We start from the raw sequence: 16,518 nt of genomic DNA, 5'->3' as shown, positions 1-16,518 counted from the left end.
CGCCAACATGCTGGCCCTGGTCGACGGGGTGCCGCGCACCCTCTCGCTGGACGCGTTCATCCGCAACTGGGTGACGCACCAGATCGAGGTCATCGCCTCCTCGTACAGCCCCTTCCTTGATGAGCCCCTTCTGGGCGCCTCAGGCCGCCGAGCGGTACTTCCGGACGGCCAGGGTCCGGAAGACCACCACGATCAGCACCGACCAGATCAGCGAGGCCCACACCGGGTGCTGCATGGGCCAGGCGTCCGGCGCCCGGTAGCCCGGCGGGAAGTTGCCGAACAGCTCCCGGCAGGCCTGCACGGTGGCACTGAACGGGTTCCACTCCGCGATGTGCCGCAGGAAGGTGGGCATGTTCTCCGCCGGGACGAACGCGTTGGAGATGAACGTCAGCGGGAACAGCCAGATCAGCCCGCCGGAGGTGGCCGCCTCCGGGGTCCGCACGGACAGCCCGATCAGCGCGCCGATCCAGGAGAAGGCGTAGCCGAGAAGGAGCAGCAGCACAAAGCCCAGCAGCACCTTGCCGAGGTTCTCGTGGGTGCGCCAGCCGACCAGCAGGGCGACGGCGGCGAGGACCACCAGGGTGAGCGCGGTCTGTACGAGGTCGGCCAGGGTGCGTCCGGTCAGCACCGCGCCGCGCGCCATCGGCAGCGAGCGGAAGCGGTCGATCAGGCCCTTGTGCATGTCGTCGGCGATTCCGGCACCCGCGCCGGCGGTGGCGAAGGTGACGGTCTGGGCGAAGATGCCGGCCATCAGGAACTCGCGGTACGCCTCGGCGGAGGTGCTGCCGCCGACGGCGATCGAGCCGCCGAAGACATAGCTGAACAGCACCACGAACATCACCGGCTGGATCAGCCCGAAGATGATCATCTCCGGGATGCGCAGCATCCGGATCAGGTTCCGCTTGGCGATGACCAGCGAGTCCCTGACCGACCGGCTGAGGGCGCCTCGGCGCTGCGGGGACGCGGTGGCGGAGGCGGTCGGTGCGGTGGTGGCGGTCACTGTTCGGTCTCCTTGCGGTTGCGGGGCCCCTGGCCGCCCTCGCCGGACCCGGCGCTGTTCCCGACACCGTCCCCGGCGCCATCCCCGGCGCGGTTCCTGGCAGCGTCCCCGGCGCCGTCCCCGGCGGCCTGCCCCTCCTCGGCGGAATGCCCGGTGAGCGAGATGAACACATCGTCCAGGGTGGGGCGGCGCAGCCCGATGTCGTCGATCTCCACGCCCCGGGCGTCCAGCTCGCGGATGACCTCGGCGAGCAGCTTGGCGCCGCCGGTGACCGGGACGGTGAGCCGGCGGGTGTGGGTCTCCACCGCGACCTCGCCCTTTCCGAAGCCGGTCAGCACGGCGCGGGCCGGGTCGATCTCCTCGGACCGGTGGACGACCACCTCGACCCGCTCGCCGCCGGTGCGCTGCTTGAGCTGGTCGGAGGTGCCCCTGGCGATCACCCGCCCGTGGTCGACCACGCAGATGTCGTGCGCCAGGTGGTCGGCCTCCTCCAGGTACTGGGTGGTGAGCAGCAGGGTGGTGCCGCCGGCCACCAGTTCCTGGATGACCTCCCAGAGCTGCTGGCGGTTGCGTGGGTCGAGCCCGGTCGTCGGCTCGTCCATGAACATCACCGGCGGCGAGACGACGAGCGCGGCGGCGAGGTCGAGCCGGCGGCGCATACCACCGGAGTAGGTCTTGGTGGGGCGGTCGGCGGCCTCGGTGAGCCGGAACCGCTCCAGCAGCTCGACCGCGCGGGCCTTCGCCGCCCGCCCGGACATCTGGTAGAGCTGCCCGACCATCTGCAGGTTCTCGCGGCCGGTGAGGTACTCGTCGACGGCGGCGAACTGGCCGGACAGCCCGATGGCCCGGCGTACCTCGTCGGGCTGCTTCAGCACGTCGAGGCCGGCCACCACGGCCCGGCCGCTGTCCGGTCTGAGCAGAGTGGTGAGCACGCGGACGGCGGTGGTCTTCCCGGCGCCGTTGGGCCCGAGCAGTCCGAGGACCGTCCCTTCCGGGACATCGAGGTCCACACCGTCCAGAGCCCGGACTTTGCCGAAGGTCTTCACCAGAGCCTCGGCATGGATTGCGCCTGGCATGGGGTCTCCCTTGAGTGCCGTGCGGGTCCGGATCCGGCCGGTCTCCACGGCGACTGTGATCGACCACACACGCTAGGCGGACCGCGCCACCTGCTCAAGGGCTTTTGGCCAGTGCACATATTCGAACAAATCCAGCCACCGCCACCGGTGCGAGGTATCGGGCCCGCCGCTCACCCGATGACCGCGTATCCCGCCTCCCCCAGCGCCGCCGCCACCTCCTCGCAGTGCTCCGGGCCCTTGGTCTCCAGATGCACCTCCACCTCGACCTCGGTCAGCCCCAGCCGGGGGTTGGTCCGCACATGGGCCACGTCGAGCACATTGGCGTCCAGCCGGGAGAGCACCCCGAGCAGGGTGGCCAGCGCGCCCGGGCGGTCGGCCAGCCGCAGCCGCAGGCTCAGATAGCGGCCCGCGGCCGTCATCCCATGGCGCAGGATGCGCTGCATCAGCAGCGGGTCGACGTTTCCGCCGGAGAGCACCGCCACCACCGGCCCGCGCCCGGCGAACGCCTCCGGGGCGCTCAGCAGCGCGGCGACCGGACTCGCCCCGGCCGGCTCCACCACCTGCTTGGCCCGCTCCAGGCAGAGCAGAAGCGCCGAGGAGAGCGCGTCCTCAGAGACCGTGCGCACCTCGTCCACCGCCTCCCGCACCAGATCGAAGGTGACGTCGCCGGGGCGGCCCACCTTGATGCCGTCGGCCATGGTCGCCGCGGTGTCCACGGTCAGCGGGCGGCCCGCCGCCAGCGAGGGCGGATAGGCGGCCGCCGCCTCCGCCTGCACCCCGATCACCCGTACGTCCGGCCTCAGCGCCTTCACCGCGACCCCGATACCGGCGGCGAGCCCACCGCCGCCGATGCCGACCACGATGGTCCGCACCTCGGGGCACTGCTCCAGGATCTCCAGGCCCACCGTGCCCTGCCCGGCGATGATGTCCAGGTGGTCGAAGGGGTGGATGAAGACCGCGCCGGTCTCCCGCGCGTACTCCTGCGCGGCCGCCAGCGTCTCGTCCACCACCTGCCCGTGCAGCCGCACCTCGGCCCCGTACTCGCGGGTGGCCGCCACCTTCGGCAGCGGGGCGCCGACCGGCATGAACACCGTCGAGCGGACCCCCTGGAGCGAGGAGGCGAGGGCGACGCCCTGCGCGTGGTTGCCGGCCGAGGCGGCGACCACCCCGGCGGCCTTCTCCTCCGGCCGCAGCCCGGAGATCCGTACGTACGCCCCGCGCAGCTTGAACGACCCGGTGCGCTGGAGGTTCTCGCACTTGAGGTGCACCGGGGCACCGACCAGGGCGGACAGATGGCGGCTGCCCTCCAGCGGAGTCGTCCGCGCCACCCCGGCGAGCATCTTCTGCGCCCCCCGGACGTCGTCGAGGATGAGCGAGGGTGAGGAGTGTGACGTACGGAAGCTCATGACCCCAGTGTCTCAGCCGGTCACAGGCCTCATCACGTTTGCGCAGCGCCCGTACGGAGCCGCATCCGGCCGCGTACTGTGTCCCCCACCAACCCGACCGTCTCCGCACGAGAGAGCCTCGCAGCCATGCCCACATCTCAGGACATGACGACTGATATCGACCCCGGCCTCCTCGATGCCCTCCAGCACCAGGTGGCCGTCTTCGCCCGGCGGGCCGAGCAGACCCGTCTCGGCGGCACCGGACAGCTCCGCAACTCCATGGACCGGGCGGCCTATCTGCTGCTCAACCGGCTCGACCAGGAAGGCCCGATGGGCGTCAAGGCGCTCGCGGCCGGGATGGGCATCGACTCGTCCACGGTCACCCGGCAGGTGGCCCCGCTGGTCGACACCGGCCTGGTCAAACGCACCTCGCACCCGGAGGACGGCCGGGCCGTGGTGCTCCAGCTCTCCCCGCGCGGCCAGACCCGCCTGGAGGAGGTGCGTTCCTCCCGGCGCCAGCTGATGGCGCAGGTGACGGACGGCTGGAGCGAGACGGAGCGGGAGTCCTTCTGCACCCTGCTGACCCGCTTCAACTCGGCGCTCTCCGCCCGCCAGGCCGGACTGCCGCCCGCCGAGAACGAGGCCGCGCCGACCTCTTGACCGGGCCGACCTCTTGACCGGAACAGGGCACCCGGCCTGATATGAGGGGGTGCGCCCGCTCCCGCAGCCCGCCGAAGGCCCCGCCGTGAACCCCGCCCCGGGGTCAGCCGCCCCGCCCCCGCCCCCCGAGGCACAAGCCCCCGACCTCACCAAGCTCACCGAGGGCTTCGAGGCGTTCTTCGCGGGCACCGCGCCCCGGCTGCTGCACGCGGCCACCCTGCTCACCACCGAGCGGCCGGACCGCAACCCCCGCGCCCAGGCACTGCTGGCGTCGGCGCTGGCCGGGGCGTACGCCCGCTGGGACCGGCTGCGCGACGAGGACCCCTGGGAGCTGGCCCGGCGGGCCCTGGTGCTCCGGTTCGCCCGGTCCGCCTGGCGCCACCGAAGACCCCGGGGCGGGACGCTGTCCCGGCTCACCCCGAGGGAGCGGCTGGTGGTGGTGGCGCTGGTCTACGAGCGGATGGGCGAGGAACAGCTCGCCGCGCTGCTCGGCCTCTCCCCCCACCGGGTGCGGAGCATACGGGCCAAGGCGGCGGCCGCCCTCCTCACCCCGGAGGCGCACCGCACCCCCTGGCGCGCCCGGGTCCCCCGACTGCTCGGCGCCGGACGGTGAGCGGCAGATCCCGCCCCGTACCGGGCGAGGGACGGGGCCTCCCCGCATCCGACGAGGACCTCAGACGCCTGCTGGCAGGCCCCGGCCGGCTGCCCCCCGTACCGGACGGGCTGCTGCCGCTGGTGGTACGCCGCGGGGCGCGGGCCCGCCGCCGCGCCCGGCTGCTCCGGCTGGCCGGCTGGCTGCTGCTCGCCGCCGCGCTCGCCGCCTTCGCCATCTGGGCCGCGGTGGTGCAGCCCTGGCAGATCCCGCCCTACGAGACCGCCCCGCCCCTCACCGGCTGGTGACCCCTCCCCGTACCCGTACTCCATACGGGAAGGGGTCACCGTCTCTCCATACGGCTCAGTCCCCCAGCGCCTGCCGCAGATCGGCCAGCAGGTCGTCCGCGTTCTCGATGCCGACGGACAGCCGGACCAGGTCGGCCGGGACCTCCAGCAGCGAGCCGGCCACACTGGCGTGCGTCATCAGACCCGGGTGCTCGATCAGCGACTCCACACCGCCCAACGACTCACCGAGGGTGAACAGTTCGGCGCGGTTGCAGACCTCCACCGCCGCCTGCTCGCCGCCCTCCACCCGGAACGAGACCATCCCGCCGTAGCCGCGCATCTGCTTGGCAGCGACCTCGTGGCCCGGGTGCTCGGGCAGGCCCGGGTAGAGAACATGGGTGACCTTGGAGTGGCGGCTGAGCATCTCGGCCACCTTGGCGGCGTTCTCGCCGTGCCGGTCCATCCGCACTGCGAGCGTCTTGATACCGCGCAGCACGATCCACGAGTCGAACGGCCCGGCGACCGCGCCCATGGCGTTCTGGTGGTAGGCCAGCTCCTCGCCGAGCTCGGCGTCGGCCGTCACCAGGGCGCCGCCGACCACGTCGGAGTGGCCGCCCATGTACTTGGTGAGCGAGTGCACCACCACGTCCGCGCCCAGCGCCAGCGGCTGCTGGAGGTACGGGCTGGCGAAGGTGTTGTCCACCACCAGTTTCACCCCGGAGGTGCGGGCCACATCCGCCAGCGCCGCGATGTCGGTGATCCCGAGCAGCGGGTTGGAGGGCGTCTCGACCCAGATCGCCTTGGTCCGGTCGGTGATCGCGGCCTTCACCGCGGCCGGGTCGGAGGTGTCGGCGACCGACCACTCCACGCCCCAGCGGCTGGCGACCTTGGCGAAGAGCCGGAAGGTGCCGCCGTAGGCGTCGTTGGGGATCACCACATGGTCGCCGGGGACGAGCAGCGCGCGCAGCAGGCAGTCCTCGGCCGCGAGCCCGGAGGCGAAGGCGAGCCCCCGCCGCCCGCCCTCCAGCGCCGCGAGGTTCTCCTCCAGCGCGGTACGGGTCGGGTTGGCGCTGCGGCTGTACTCATAACCGCCGCGCAGCCCGCCCACCCCGTCCTGCTTGTAGGTGGAGACCTGGTAGATCGGCGGGACGACGGCGCCGGTCAGCGGGTCGGCGGTGTTGCCCGCGTGGATGGCGCGGGTCTCGAAGTTCTGGTGGGTGGTGTGCTGGTCGCTCATGGCCCCGAGGGTAGTCGCCGCACCGCCCCCACCCCGCCCCCGTACGAGCCGAACGCCCCTCCGGTGGTACGCCCCCGTCCACCGCCGCCATCAGCACCCGGTCAGTTGTCCGCAGTCCCCGCCCCCCGCCCCCTCCCTCCCCCCATCCCCCGTCCCCTCCCTCCTCCTCACCCTCCATCCCCCTCCCCCTCAATCTCCCCCACCCTCCATCCCCCTCCCCCCATCCCCCCACCCCCCCATCCATCCGTCCCCCAGGCCCCATCCCCGCTCTCATCCCCATCCGGGACAATGAATCCATGGTGGACTTTCTCTGGTTCCTTTTCGCGCTGGGCCTGCTGGGCGTCATCCTGGCGACCTGGCTGAGGCGCCGCCGCGGCGGCATCCGGCTGTCCGAGCCGGGCGCCCCGGACGCGGCCGATCCGAGCGCCTACGGATTCGTGCGCCAGGAGGAGCTGGACATCCGTATGCCGGGCCCGGACCAGGACCTGCTGGACGTACTCGACCTGGTGCAGCGCACCCAGGACTGGCGGGCGGCGGCCCAGCTGCTCGCGGGCACCCCCAAGGAGGGGGAGGTGCGCTGGCAGCGGGTGCAGGCCTTCGCGGGCGCGGCCTCGCTGGAGCTCCAGCAGCGGCCGGGCGAGGGCGGCTCCTGGCTGCGGGCCTGGCGGGCGGAGCAGCCGAAGGACGCCGGTGGGGCCGCGGTACACGCGGAGTTCCTGGTGCAGCAGGCCTGGCGGTCGTCCTCGGTCGGCAGTGACGACTTCCGGATCATCCTGGAGGAGGCCCGCGAGGTGTGCGGCCAGGCCGGGCTGCTGGCCCCCGGCGATCCCGTCCCCTACATCACCGAGCTGGCCGTGGCCCGCGGCCTCGCCTATACACCGGAGCAGTTCGACCAGCTCTGGGCCAAGATCATCGACCGGGCGCCGCACCACATGGGCGCCCATCTGGCGGCGCTGCACTACTGGTGCGAGAAGTGGCACGGCTCCCGGAAGGACGCCGACCGCTTCGCCACGGCCGCCGCCGCCCGCGCGCCCCAGGGCTCCCTGCTCGCCGCGCTCCCCCTCTTCGCCGTCTTCGAGCACCTGCCCGACGTCGTCATGGTGCAGGACTTCTTCAACACCGAGATCGTCTCCAAGGCGATGGGCGGCGCGATGTACGCGGTGCACTCGGCCCGCCCGGACGACCCGATGCTGGCGCACGTCCGCCACCTTCTCGTCCACTTCCTGGTACGCGCCGAGCGCTGGTCGGAGGCGATGCACCAGCTCGTCCATGTGGACGGCCACATCGGTGCTCTGCCCTGGACCCTGAGCAGCGACCCGGCCGCCGAGTACGCCGTCTACCGCGCCCTCGCCGTCGCCGGCTACGAGGCCAACGGCGGCAGCCCCGCCACCCTCTCCCACTGACCCGTCCACCGTGAACGCCCCGGCCGGAGGAATTCCCCTCCACGCCGGGGTGTTCTCGTCTGTGCCGCCACCCGTGCGAAGGAGAGACCCGATCATGCTGTTCGGCCGCACCCCTGTGCTCCCCACCCCCGACCAGGCCCTGCGCGGCCGCCCCGAATCGGCGTTCGCCGTTCCCTCCCAGCACACCGTCCTCGGCCACCCCCTCCTCGGCCCCTACCCCCCCGGCCTCCAAGTGGCCGACTTCGCGCTGGGCTGCTTCTGGGGCGCCGAGCGCAAGTTCTGGGAGACCGAGGGCGTGTGGACCACCCTGGTCGGCTACCAGGGCGGTTTCACCGAGCACCCCACCTACGAGGAGGTCTGCTCGGGCCAGACCGGCCACACCGAGGTGGTCCGCGTGGTCTTCGACCCGGCGCTCGTCCCGTACACCGCCCTCCTCAAGCTCTTCTGGGAGTCCCACGACCCCACCCAGGGCTTCCGCCAGGGCAACGACGTGGGCACCCAGTACCGCTCGGCGATCTACACCCACTCCCCCGACCAGGCCGCCGAGGCCGCCGCCTCCCGCGACGCCTACCAGCAGGTGCTGAACGGCTCCGGCTACGGCGAGATCACCACCGAGATCCTCCCCGCCGCCGACCGCACCTTCTACCCGGCGGAGGGCTACCACCAGCAGTACCTGGACAAGAACCCGGGCGGCTACTGCGGCATCGGCGGCACCGGCGTCTCCTGCCCCATCGGCGTGGTCCGCGCCGACGGCTGAAACCCGCTGGGCCCGCCCCGGCGCCCTTGCTACGGTGCCCGGATGCCGACGCTCAGGAAGTTCCAGGTCACCTTCGACTGCGCCGAACCCGAGCGCCTCGCCCGCTTCTGGTGCGAGGTGCTCGGCTACGTCGTACCGGCGCCGCCGAAGCCTTTCCCCACCTGGGACGACTACCGCCAGTCCCAGCCTCCCGCGGAACGGGACTCCTGGTCCGCCTGCACCGACCCCACCGGCGAGGGCCCGCGCCTCTTCTTCCAGCGCGTCCCCGAGGGCAAGACCGCCAAGAACCGCGTCCACCTCGACGTCCGCGCCGGCACCGGCCTGGTCGGCGACGAACGCCTGGCCACCCTCGAAGCCGAACGCGACCGCCTGATCGCCCTCGGCGCGACGTGCGTCCTCGTCCAGACCGCCGACGAGGAGAACGAGTCCTGCATCACCATGCAGGACATCGAGGGCAACGAATTCTGCCTCGACTGATTCTCTCCCCCTCCCCCCTTCCTGTCCCCTCCCCCTTCCCTGCCCCCTTCCCGAGACTCCCCCTCCCGAGACCGGAAGGTACGGGTCCGATAATCGGTCCCGTAACAGTGGAGGCGGAGCACAGCTGTGCGACAACCGGTGGGCCGGGACGCTGCCACGTCCAAGGGGTGGGGATCGCATGGAATCGCTGGTTGTGTCGAACGCCGCCGTGGCGCGCGAGGACAGGTTCGACTGGTTCCGCGAGGCGGTGTCCACCGAGGTGATGCCGGTGACGCTCAGCACCCGGCATACGGCAGACTTCCGTGCGAGCCTGACGGACCTGGACCTCGGTGTGGTGCGGTTGTCCGCCATGGCCTGCTCACCGGTGGTCTCGCGCCGCACCTCGGCCCACGTCCGGCGTGGCGATCCCGAGCACCTGCAGCTCGCGCTCATCACACGCGGTGCTCTCAGCATCTCTCAGCGGGGCAGCGAATCGGTCATCACAGGAGGACTGCTGCTCACGGACACCTCCCGGCCGAGTGAAGGAACCTGCTCAGACGGGCGGATCGAGTCGGTCGTGCTGCGGATTCCCCGTTCCGCCCTGGCACTGCGCTCCGACCGGGTGGACCGGCTCCTCGCCCGGAGGCTGCCATCGGACTCGGGGTCCGGTGCCGTCTTCGCCGACTTCCTGAGGTCACTGCTCCGGAACGGGCCGCACTGCCGTCCGCAGGAGCTTCGCGGGATGGGCTCGATCGCTCTCGACCTGGCGACCGCCTATCTCGCGCAGCAGCTCGGTGACCCCGGCCAGGCGCCTGCCGAGGCCCGTGCGCAGGAGACTCGGCAACGGATCCGCCGCTTCATCGACAACAACCTCGGCGACCCGAACTTGACGCCTCAGACGGTCGCCGACCGGCACAACATGTCCCTGCGAAGCCTCTACGCCCTTTTCGGCGACGAGCAGTTGAGCATCGCCGCGCAGATCCGGCAGAGCCGACTGGAACGTGCGCATGCCGACCTCGCACGCCGGGACCTGCGAGCCGAGCCCGTTCAGGCGGTCGCGGCCCGCTGGGGCTTCTCCAGCGCCACCGCGTTCAGCCGGGTGTTCCGCCACGCCTACGGGGTCACCCCCACTGAACACCGTGCGCTCTCCCTGGCCATGCTCACGGCACGCTGAGCACATAAACCCTGCACCTCACGCACACCGCCGCGCGCCGCTCGGACCTAGATTCATTTCCGCTGAGGCGCCACCTCCCCCCTGGGCGCAGCCCCGACGGGGTGTAGAGGTCAGGCGGCTGGTACACCACCGGCGTTCCCGGCCCGCGGGCCACAGCGGCCCGTGCCCCTCATGCCCCGGCGAGAAGGCTCCTCATGCCTCTCGCCGGAGATCAAGGCATTCACAAAGGAACTGTGCAGAATGAAGAAGACGGTCAGAACCATCGCGTCACTCGCGTCGGTGTTCCTCGCGCTCATGACGTTCAACGCGACATCCGCCCAGGCATACATCCACGCCACGGGATACCTCGTCAACTACCCCAGCAACGGGGTCAAGTGCGCCACCCCTGAGGGCAACAGCACGGCGAACGGAACCGTTCTCACCTTCTGGGACTGCACGGGCAGCAACATGCAGAAGTGGTACTGGGAGGATGGGTTCGTCAGGCACCTGCCCAGCGGTAAGTGCATCACGCCGCAGGGCAACGCGTACGCCACGAACGGCGCCGTGCTCACCCTGTGGGACTGCGGCAGCTACCGCAACGCGGCGCAGACGTTCACCGTCGGCAACAGGCTGAACCTGCGGACGAACACGTACACCACCTATGGCAACAAGTGCATCACCGGCTATGGGAACAGCACGTCCAACGGCACCCACATGACCCTCTGGACCTGCTCCAGCTCCGTGCCCGCCACGCAGAACTGGGGCATGAACCACGGCTGACCGCCGCGCTCACTCCCTGAACGCGCGCCGGAAGCCCGGTGCGGCACCGTGGCAAGAGCCCGGCCCCCGACGGGCCGGGCTCCGCTCGATGAGCGCGCCCGACCGGGCTACGCTGCTTCTGACCGGCCCCGTCCACTTCTCGACCGCGCCAAGCACGGCAGCCGGTAGGTCATCGAACCCCGTCCGCTTCACCGTCACCGGCTCAGGCTCCCACGACGTCCCACGCCAACTGGCCAGCTGTGCCGTCACGCTCGTACGCGCCGCACACCGCCGTCGTGGTGTCGACTACCACCGCTCACAGCCCTCGGCTCCCGGCGTTCAGATGGGCAGGTCCCAGCCCGGCCCGTCCTCGGTGCCGAGCCACACCCGCTGGCCGGCGGCCGAGACCGTGATGCGGAACCCCTCCTGATGCGGCTCCCCCTCGTCCTGCCAGCGCTGCACCGCCCGCTCGACCCGGTCCCACAGCGGAACGGGTCCACGCTGTACGACGCTCCACCCGCCGTCCGGGCCGGGTGCCGTCCGCGCCTGCGAACCGGTGGAAACGTCCCACAGGATCTGTCGCGGTCCCGCTCCCATGCGTTCGGCCGAGGGGGCCGCGAGCTGTGCGACCCAGCCACCGGTCCAGTCGTCGAGCTTCGCGGGGTCGATCCGGCTCGGGCGCTCCTCGCCGGGCAGCAGGGCCAGCGTCGGGCGGGGCGGCCGGTCGTGCGGCCGGGCGATCATGAAATTGGTGTAGCCCGGCAGGAAGCGGCCGCTGGCCTCTCCGGGCCCCGTCACATCCAGCAGCGCGAGGGCGTTGGCGTAGCTCCACCCGGACAAGGTGACCAGGATCCTTCCGCCCGGCCTCACCTGGTGCAGCCACGGCAGAGGGATGTACCGCACCGAGCACGTGGCGATGAGCCGGTCGTACGGCCCGCCGTCCGGGTCGCCGCGCAGCCCGTCACCGATGATCAGCCGGGGCGCGAAGCCAGCAACCTTGAGCGCGGCCGCAGCGGCCCCGCCCACCACCGGGTCGTACTCGATGCTGGTGAGATCGGCGTCCCCCAGCCGATGCGCCCCCAGGGCAGTGGAGTAGCCGGTGCCCGTGCCGATCTCCAGCACCCGGTGCCCGGCCTCGGCGCCGAGCTGCTGCCACATCCGCAACACCAGCGAGGGCAGGGTGGACGATGACGACGGTGACCCGGTCACGGCACTCCCGCTGACATCATCGGGCCGGATCCGGCCGTCGAGTTGGGTGACCAGCGTCTCGTCGGAGTACACCCCCTCCAGCCAGTCGGACTCGCCCTCTCGGACAGGCCGGTAGCTGGTCGGGACGCTGCCTGCCACCGGCAGGAAGTAGGACCCGGTGAACAGCTCGCGAGGCACCGCCCCGGCGGCGCTCCTCCACTCGGGAGCCGTCAGGGCGCCGTCCTCGGTGAGTCTGTCCACCAGGGCGGCGCGAAGTTGAGCCGATGTACTCACGTGCCGGGGCCTTTCTCCAGCGTGTTACGGCCGGCTACGCACTGCCCATCCAGCGCGGGCGCGTCCCTGTGTGCTGATATCCCAGCAGCGAGGAGAAGCGCCGGTTACCGGGTTGCGCCGCCACTTCTCCCACCCGCGCCGACCACTGGCGACACGTCGCGTCTACGTATGCCTCCACCACCTCCGGGTCGGCCGTCCGCCACACGGGAAAGGCCGCCAGCCACGCCAAGGCGTCGTCGGCCGTCTGCCCCTCTTCCATGAGCCGTACGGCCGTGTTGGCCATGTCCACCCATTTTGACCAGCCCACCCACTCGTGGTGACACTCTCCCAGCATCCACGGCTTCATGTCGGGCTTCCTCTCTGCTGACCCTGGCTCCGCTGACGGCCCGTCAGCATCTGTTCCTCGTGCCGGAGGTACCGTCACTCTCGTCCGCACCGCCCACCTGAGCGACATCGTGGTCCAGACGCACGGCCGCGCGGTGCGAGCAAGGAAAGTGAGGCGATATGCCGTCCGACAACCTTCGAGTGACGGACGAGCCGTTCACGTCAGAGCGAGCCGCCCGGGTGGCGGCCGATGCCTGCCGCTCGGTGCGGCTGGACGCCACCGGCGCCGAGTTGATCCGCTTCGGAGAGAACGCCCTCTTCCGCCTCCCTTCGCGTCCCGTGATCGTCCGGGTGGCACGTTCGACGGACTACCTCGACTCCGTCCGCAAAGAGGTCGCCGTCTCTCGTTGGCTCGTGCGCGAAGGTTTCCCGGCGGCCCGGGTGCTGGACGACATCGAGCAGCCCGTCGTCGTGGACGGCTGTCCGGTGACCTTCTGGCACCGGATCGAGTCCGCCGACCGACGGCCCACCTACGGAGAGTTGGGACGCCTGCTGCGGGACCTGCACGGCCTCACCGTCCCGTCCGACGTATGTCTGCCGCGCTTCTCCGCCTTCGGCCGCACCGACCTCCGGGTGGAGAAGGCGACGGACATCCCGGAGGACGACAGGACGTTCCTCCGGGAACGGGCCGAGCAGTTGCGCCGCGCCCTGGCGGCACTGCGCTTCGACTCGCCCCGAGGGCCGGTCCACGGAGACGCCCACATCCAGAACGTCATGGTGGAGCACGGCGGGCGGCCGGTCCTCATCGACTTCGAGGCGTTCTCTTACGACCATCAGGAATGGGACCTTCTGGTCACGGCCACCGAGCACCGCAGCCTGGGCTGGCAGTCCCCCGAGCAGTACGCCGACTTCGTCACGGCATATGGCCGTGACCTCAGCTCCTGGCATGGCTTCGCCGTGCTGCGCGGCATCCAGGAGTTCCGGATGACCACCTGGCTGATGCAGAACATCGGGGAGAGCCGGGCGGCAGCCGACGAGTACGCCCACCGCATGGCGACCCTGCGGGACGACAGCGCTCCGCGCCACTGGCAGCCCGGGTGACAACGCCGTCATTCCCCGTCCGCCTCGGTCATGGCACGGCGCACCCGCGCGTTGAACTCCCGCACGGCACGGTTCCCCTCGTGCCGGGCGACCGCCCGCTGGAAGTCGGTGACATAGCGCTGGAAGCGGGAGGACTGAAGCGCGTCCCCTCCGTCAACCGCCGATCCGGCCGTCAGCGCGGCTGCCTCCAGGTCACCGTTGAGCAGCAGGCTCTGCGCCAGCACTATGCGGCAGAACCCCAGTGTCCGCGCGTACTTCGGGTCGGTCAGTTCGACGGCTCGCTCGGCGAACCGGACGGCCTCCCGGCCCCGTCCCAGATCGCGGAAGCAGTGGCAGAACTCTCCAGCGAGTTCCGCCTCGTCCATGTAGGCCAGCCACCCCGGATCCTCATCGCCGGTGCCGGCACGATCGAGATGGCCCTCCGCCTCGTGCATCGCCCGTGTTGCCCCGCGTAGGTCCCCGGCCGTCGAAAGGGCGCGTGCCTCGTGAGCCGAGAACAAGGCCATGGCCCGGGGCGTAGAGCGCCCCTTGCCGCCCTCCACCGAGGCGCGCGCCAACCTGACGGCGCGCGGCGCCTGGCCCAGGTAGTTCGCCTGGTGGCTCATGTTGGAGAGGATGCGTGCACCCATCATGCGGTCGTCCACGACCTGGGTGAGACGGAGGGTGGCGATCAGGTACCGGTCGGCCAGTGCGTGGTTCCCCGTGTCATAGGCAGTCCAGGCGAGCAGCTGTGACATCTCGGCGGTGGCGGCGAACAGGACCCGCCCCACCTTGTCGCTGTAGTCGGCGTTGAGCAACGGCAGGACGTCCTCACGGAAGTAGTGCCGCAGCGGCCGATGCCCGTGTCCGCCGCCGAATGTGAAGTCGAGGTGCATGAACATTCGGGCGGCGGTGCGCAGGGCGGCGACGTCTCGCATAGTGACTCGACGGGACAGGCACCTTGGAGCGGCCAGTCCATCCGGTCGTGAGACCAGCCACGAGAGCACCGCCGAGTTGACCTCCCCCTCGGGGAGCAGTAGCTCGTCGCCTTCGCCCTCCCCGGAGCGGAGACGCGTCAGCCCCTCCATGACGGTCAGCGCTTCCGGCAACAACGGGGCATAGCTCGCCCCCTGCGTGGACGCCTGTACGGCCGGTTCCGGTAAGCCCAGATCAGCCAGGTTGACCCGCCGTCCCAGCTTCTCGCTCAGGGCCTGTGCCAGGAAGGTGGCCGTCTGCGGCTGTATGCCGCTGCCGTCCAGCCAGCGTTGGACGGCGACATGTGTAGTGCCGACATGCGCACCCCGACGGCGGGCGACGTCCTGGACGCGCCGCGCCAAGCCCTTGTTGGAGACCCCGGCCTCGGCCATCACCGCAGCCAGCGCCCGGTTCGGTTCTCTGTCCACAGTCACCCTCAGCAAACGTCGATCAGCGCTGAGCAGCCATCCTGGCACCGCCCTCAGGCACCCTGCAGGGGGTTCACGGATGAACCCCCTGCACGCCTCCCGGTGAGCCCCATGTGTACGTGAACCCCATGGCGAACGCTCCCGCCCAGTCCTCGGCCGCCTTTGACTTGCGGCACCACGCGACGGGAACCGCCCCCTCGCGGACAGGAGGAGGAGCCATGAAGCCCAGCCCACCGCGCGAATACCCTCTGGCCACAGCCCGGCTGACTCCCCTGGAACCCACCGCACTGTCCTCGGCCGAGCGGTTCCGTTCGGTCACCCTGGCTGCCGACTCGGCCGACACGGCCCGCGTTGCCCGCCGCACCGCTGGCGAAGTCGTACGCGACTGGGCCCTGTCCGTGTCCGCTGGCGACGTCGAACTGTGCGTGTCCGAACTCGTCGGCAACGCGGTGCACCACGCCACTCCGGACGGGCACCAGACGCCCTTCGGCAGCGAACGGCTGATCGCCGTCGTCTTCCGCGCCTGGTCCCACTGGCTGTTCGTGGAGGTGACCGACGAGGACTCGACGCCTCCCATGCTCCCGGTCGGCGAACTCCTCAACCCTGACCTCTCCCAGTTGGAGGCCGATGACATCCTCCCCGACCACGGTCGCGGACTGCTCCTCGTCCAATCCCTCGCCAGCGCGGCGTGGTGGGCTCCTCGGGACGAAGGCGGCAAGAGCGTGTTCTGTCGCTTCGATCTGGACGACCACGACCGTGGCCACTGACCAGCCCGGCAGCATGGTCGCGGTGCTGGTGCGGCACGGCGACCTCATCCGCATACGCGGACACTGGTTGGAGCTGGCATCAACCCGGCTAGAGCGCTACCCGACCGGCACCCCGGCCATCGTCCTCCTCTTTCCTGCGCATCCGTCCCTACGCATCCATGCGGGTGATCGCCTGACAGTGCAGCGGCACGGCTGACCTTGTTGCCAGCCGTACGGAGGTGGTCCATGTGAACTCGCGAGTCGGGTGGCGCGAAACGTACCGCCCAGAGCCTTGTGCCTGAAGTAGCTTCACCTGATGAGTAGTTGGACTGCACGGTCGCCAAGGCGGTCGCCATGACCGACCGGCTACGCATGGCGGCCGCGTCCGAGGACGAGTCGCTGGCCTTGATGGGCAAGATCATGGAGAAGCACGCGAGATGAGCAGCACACCCGGCCCCGTGGAGTGGGTCAAGAGCACATACAGCGGCGGCGAGGGTGAATGCGTCGAGTGGGCCCCGGAATACGCCCGCGCGACGGGCGCGGTCCTGGTTCGGGACAGCAAGAACCCCGACGGGCCGCGCCTGGCGCTGAGCCCGGAGGGCTTCGCGGGGCTGGTGGCCTTCGCCAAGGCCCGCGGCTGACCTCGCCGGTCGTCCGCCGTCCGCTGAGCCCTGCTGCTCCGGCTTCCCGCAGTAGCAGGGCTCAGGTAGCGCGGTCG

The 16,518-nt window shown here is 70.9% G+C and carries 19 protein-coding genes; 12 read left to right on the top strand and 7 right to left on the bottom strand.

Annotation, left to right across the window (positions count from 1 at the left end):
- Nucleotides 1-139 precede the first annotated feature (139 nt).
- From ABZ945_RS20575 to ilvA, 3 genes are all read right to left on the bottom strand, one after another.
- Nucleotides 140-1,000: an ABC transporter permease gene (locus ABZ945_RS20575; protein ID WP_361271299.1), complete on the bottom strand. Its 861-nt coding sequence runs from the start codon at nt 998-1,000 to the stop codon at nt 140-142.
- Complete coding sequence (locus ABZ945_RS20570) at nt 997-2,076, bottom strand: ATP-binding cassette domain-containing protein (RefSeq protein WP_361271296.1); 1,080 nt, start codon at nt 2,074-2,076, stop codon at nt 997-999. Before ABZ945_RS20570 ends, ABZ945_RS20575 begins: the two co-directional genes overlap by 4 nt.
- Before the next feature lie 170 nt (nt 2,077-2,246).
- Nucleotides 2,247-3,482, bottom strand: coding sequence for a threonine ammonia-lyase (gene ilvA / locus ABZ945_RS20565; RefSeq protein ID WP_361271293.1), 1,236 nt, complete (start codon nt 3,480-3,482; stop codon nt 2,247-2,249).
- 126 nt (nt 3,483-3,608) lie between these two features.
- On the opposite strand from ilvA, the gene ABZ945_RS20560 reads away from it, so the two are divergent.
- From ABZ945_RS20560 to ABZ945_RS20550, 3 genes are all read left to right on the top strand, one after another.
- Nucleotides 3,609-4,121, top strand: coding sequence for a MarR family transcriptional regulator (locus tag ABZ945_RS20560; RefSeq protein WP_361271291.1), 513 nt, complete (start codon nt 3,609-3,611; stop codon nt 4,119-4,121).
- A gap of 199 nt (nt 4,122-4,320) precedes the next feature.
- The gene (locus ABZ945_RS20555) at nt 4,321-4,734 is read left to right on the top strand and encodes a sigma factor-like helix-turn-helix DNA-binding protein (protein WP_361271336.1); all 414 of its coding nucleotides are present in this window, start codon (nt 4,321-4,323) and stop codon (nt 4,732-4,734) included.
- Nucleotides 4,731-5,021 carry a hypothetical protein gene (locus tag ABZ945_RS20550; RefSeq protein WP_361271288.1) on the top strand — a complete coding sequence of 97 codons (291 nt, stop codon included), beginning with the start codon at nt 4,731-4,733 and terminating at the stop codon, nt 5,019-5,021. The genes ABZ945_RS20555 and ABZ945_RS20550 overlap by 4 nt, the downstream gene beginning before the upstream one ends.
- Before the next feature lie 55 nt (nt 5,022-5,076).
- Here the strand turns inward: ABZ945_RS20550 and ABZ945_RS20545 are convergent, their stop codons facing one another.
- Complete coding sequence (locus ABZ945_RS20545) at nt 5,077-6,237, bottom strand: cystathionine gamma-synthase (RefSeq protein WP_361271285.1); 1,161 nt, start codon at nt 6,235-6,237, stop codon at nt 5,077-5,079.
- Nucleotides 6,238-6,536: 299 nt separating this feature from the next.
- On the opposite strand from ABZ945_RS20545, the gene ABZ945_RS20540 reads away from it, so the two are divergent.
- The 5 genes from ABZ945_RS20540 (at nt 6,537) to ABZ945_RS20520 (ending at nt 10,786) form a co-directional block, all read left to right on the top strand.
- Nucleotides 6,537-7,640, top strand: coding sequence for a hypothetical protein (locus ABZ945_RS20540; RefSeq protein WP_361271333.1), 1,104 nt, complete (start codon nt 6,537-6,539; stop codon nt 7,638-7,640).
- A 91-nt stretch (nt 7,641-7,731) separates the two neighbouring features.
- Nucleotides 7,732-8,397: a peptide-methionine (S)-S-oxide reductase MsrA gene (gene msrA, locus ABZ945_RS20535; RefSeq protein ID WP_361271330.1), complete on the top strand. Its 666-nt coding sequence runs from the start codon at nt 7,732-7,734 to the stop codon at nt 8,395-8,397.
- Nucleotides 8,398-8,439: 42 nt separating this feature from the next.
- Nucleotides 8,440-8,874, top strand: a complete 435-nt coding sequence (locus tag ABZ945_RS20530; protein ID WP_361271282.1) for a VOC family protein — start codon at nt 8,440-8,442, stop codon at nt 8,872-8,874.
- A 178-nt stretch (nt 8,875-9,052) separates the two neighbouring features.
- The gene (locus tag ABZ945_RS20525) at nt 9,053-10,027 is read left to right on the top strand and encodes a helix-turn-helix domain-containing protein (protein WP_361271280.1); all 975 of its coding nucleotides are present in this window, start codon (nt 9,053-9,055) and stop codon (nt 10,025-10,027) included.
- A 240-nt stretch (nt 10,028-10,267) separates the two neighbouring features.
- On the top strand, nt 10,268-10,786 hold the full coding sequence (locus ABZ945_RS20520; RefSeq protein WP_361271277.1) for an RICIN domain-containing protein: 519 nt from the start codon (nt 10,268-10,270) through the stop codon (nt 10,784-10,786).
- A 318-nt stretch (nt 10,787-11,104) separates the two neighbouring features.
- Here ABZ945_RS20520 and tgmC read toward each other — a convergent pair whose 3' ends face one another.
- Together tgmC and ABZ945_RS20510 are read right to left on the bottom strand one after the other, a co-directional pair.
- Nucleotides 11,105-12,247, bottom strand: a complete 1,143-nt coding sequence (tgmC, locus tag ABZ945_RS20515) for an ATP-grasp peptide maturase system methyltransferase (RefSeq protein WP_361271274.1) — start codon at nt 12,245-12,247, stop codon at nt 11,105-11,107.
- 34 nt (nt 12,248-12,281) lie between these two features.
- Nucleotides 12,282-12,593: a hypothetical protein gene (locus ABZ945_RS20510; protein ID WP_361271272.1), complete on the bottom strand. Its 312-nt coding sequence runs from the start codon at nt 12,591-12,593 to the stop codon at nt 12,282-12,284.
- A 158-nt stretch (nt 12,594-12,751) separates the two neighbouring features.
- Here ABZ945_RS20510 and ABZ945_RS20505 point away from each other — a divergent pair, with 158 nt between their 5' ends.
- Nucleotides 12,752-13,672 carry an aminoglycoside phosphotransferase family protein gene (locus ABZ945_RS20505; protein WP_361271270.1) on the top strand — a complete coding sequence of 307 codons (921 nt, stop codon included), beginning with the start codon at nt 12,752-12,754 and terminating at the stop codon, nt 13,670-13,672.
- Between the two features lie 8 nt (nt 13,673-13,680).
- Here ABZ945_RS20505 and ABZ945_RS20500 read toward each other — a convergent pair whose 3' ends face one another.
- Nucleotides 13,681-15,060: a sporulation protein gene (locus ABZ945_RS20500; protein WP_361271267.1), complete on the bottom strand. Its 1,380-nt coding sequence runs from the start codon at nt 15,058-15,060 to the stop codon at nt 13,681-13,683.
- Between the two features lie 212 nt (nt 15,061-15,272).
- On the opposite strand from ABZ945_RS20500, the gene ABZ945_RS20495 reads away from it, so the two are divergent.
- The 3 genes from ABZ945_RS20495 to ABZ945_RS20485 all read left to right on the top strand — a co-directional run bounded on the left by ABZ945_RS20495 (nt 15,273) and on the right by ABZ945_RS20485 (nt 16,441).
- Nucleotides 15,273-15,821: an ATP-binding protein gene (locus ABZ945_RS20495; protein ID WP_361271264.1), complete on the top strand. Its 549-nt coding sequence runs from the start codon at nt 15,273-15,275 to the stop codon at nt 15,819-15,821.
- Nucleotides 15,811-16,017 carry a hypothetical protein gene (locus ABZ945_RS20490; protein WP_361271261.1) on the top strand — a complete coding sequence of 69 codons (207 nt, stop codon included), beginning with the start codon at nt 15,811-15,813 and terminating at the stop codon, nt 16,015-16,017. The genes ABZ945_RS20495 and ABZ945_RS20490 overlap by 11 nt, the downstream gene beginning before the upstream one ends.
- Before the next feature lie 220 nt (nt 16,018-16,237).
- Nucleotides 16,238-16,441, top strand: coding sequence for a DUF397 domain-containing protein (locus ABZ945_RS20485; RefSeq protein ID WP_361271259.1), 204 nt, complete (start codon nt 16,238-16,240; stop codon nt 16,439-16,441).
- Nucleotides 16,442-16,518 lie beyond the last annotated feature (77 nt).

Origin of the sequence: Streptomyces sp. NPDC046887, from assembly GCF_040644755.1 — a bacterium.
Lineage (GTDB): Bacteria > Actinomycetota > Actinomycetes > Streptomycetales > Streptomycetaceae > Streptomyces > Streptomyces lichenis.
The sequence above is the reverse complement of the archived record's forward strand: the minus strand, read 5'-3'. Positions and strand labels throughout refer to the sequence as shown.

What these genes read in the sequence shown, in the direction of transcription:
- ABZ945_RS20570 (WP_361271296.1), bottom strand. Translation starts at nt 2,076, where the DNA reads ATGCCAGGCGCAATCCATGCCGAGGCTCTGGTGAAGACCTTCGGCAAA.
- ilvA (WP_361271293.1), bottom strand. Translation starts at nt 3,482, where the DNA reads ATGAGCTTCCGTACGTCACACTCCTCACCCTCGCTCATCCTCGACGAC.
- ABZ945_RS20560 (WP_361271291.1), top strand. Translation starts at nt 3,609, where the DNA reads ATGCCCACATCTCAGGACATGACGACTGATATCGACCCCGGCCTCCTC.
- ABZ945_RS20545 (WP_361271285.1), bottom strand. Translation starts at nt 6,237, where the DNA reads ATGAGCGACCAGCACACCACCCACCAGAACTTCGAGACCCGCGCCATC.
- ABZ945_RS20530 (WP_361271282.1), top strand. Translation starts at nt 8,440, where the DNA reads ATGCCGACGCTCAGGAAGTTCCAGGTCACCTTCGACTGCGCCGAACCC.
- ABZ945_RS20525 (WP_361271280.1), top strand. Translation starts at nt 9,053, where the DNA reads ATGGAATCGCTGGTTGTGTCGAACGCCGCCGTGGCGCGCGAGGACAGG.
- ABZ945_RS20520 (WP_361271277.1), top strand. Translation starts at nt 10,268, where the DNA reads ATGAAGAAGACGGTCAGAACCATCGCGTCACTCGCGTCGGTGTTCCTC.
- ABZ945_RS20510 (WP_361271272.1), bottom strand. Translation starts at nt 12,593, where the DNA reads ATGAAGCCGTGGATGCTGGGAGAGTGTCACCACGAGTGGGTGGGCTGG.
- ABZ945_RS20505 (WP_361271270.1), top strand. Translation starts at nt 12,752, where the DNA reads ATGCCGTCCGACAACCTTCGAGTGACGGACGAGCCGTTCACGTCAGAG.
- ABZ945_RS20495 (WP_361271264.1), top strand. Translation starts at nt 15,273, where the DNA reads ATGAAGCCCAGCCCACCGCGCGAATACCCTCTGGCCACAGCCCGGCTG.
- ABZ945_RS20485 (WP_361271259.1), top strand. Translation starts at nt 16,238, where the DNA reads ATGAGCAGCACACCCGGCCCCGTGGAGTGGGTCAAGAGCACATACAGC.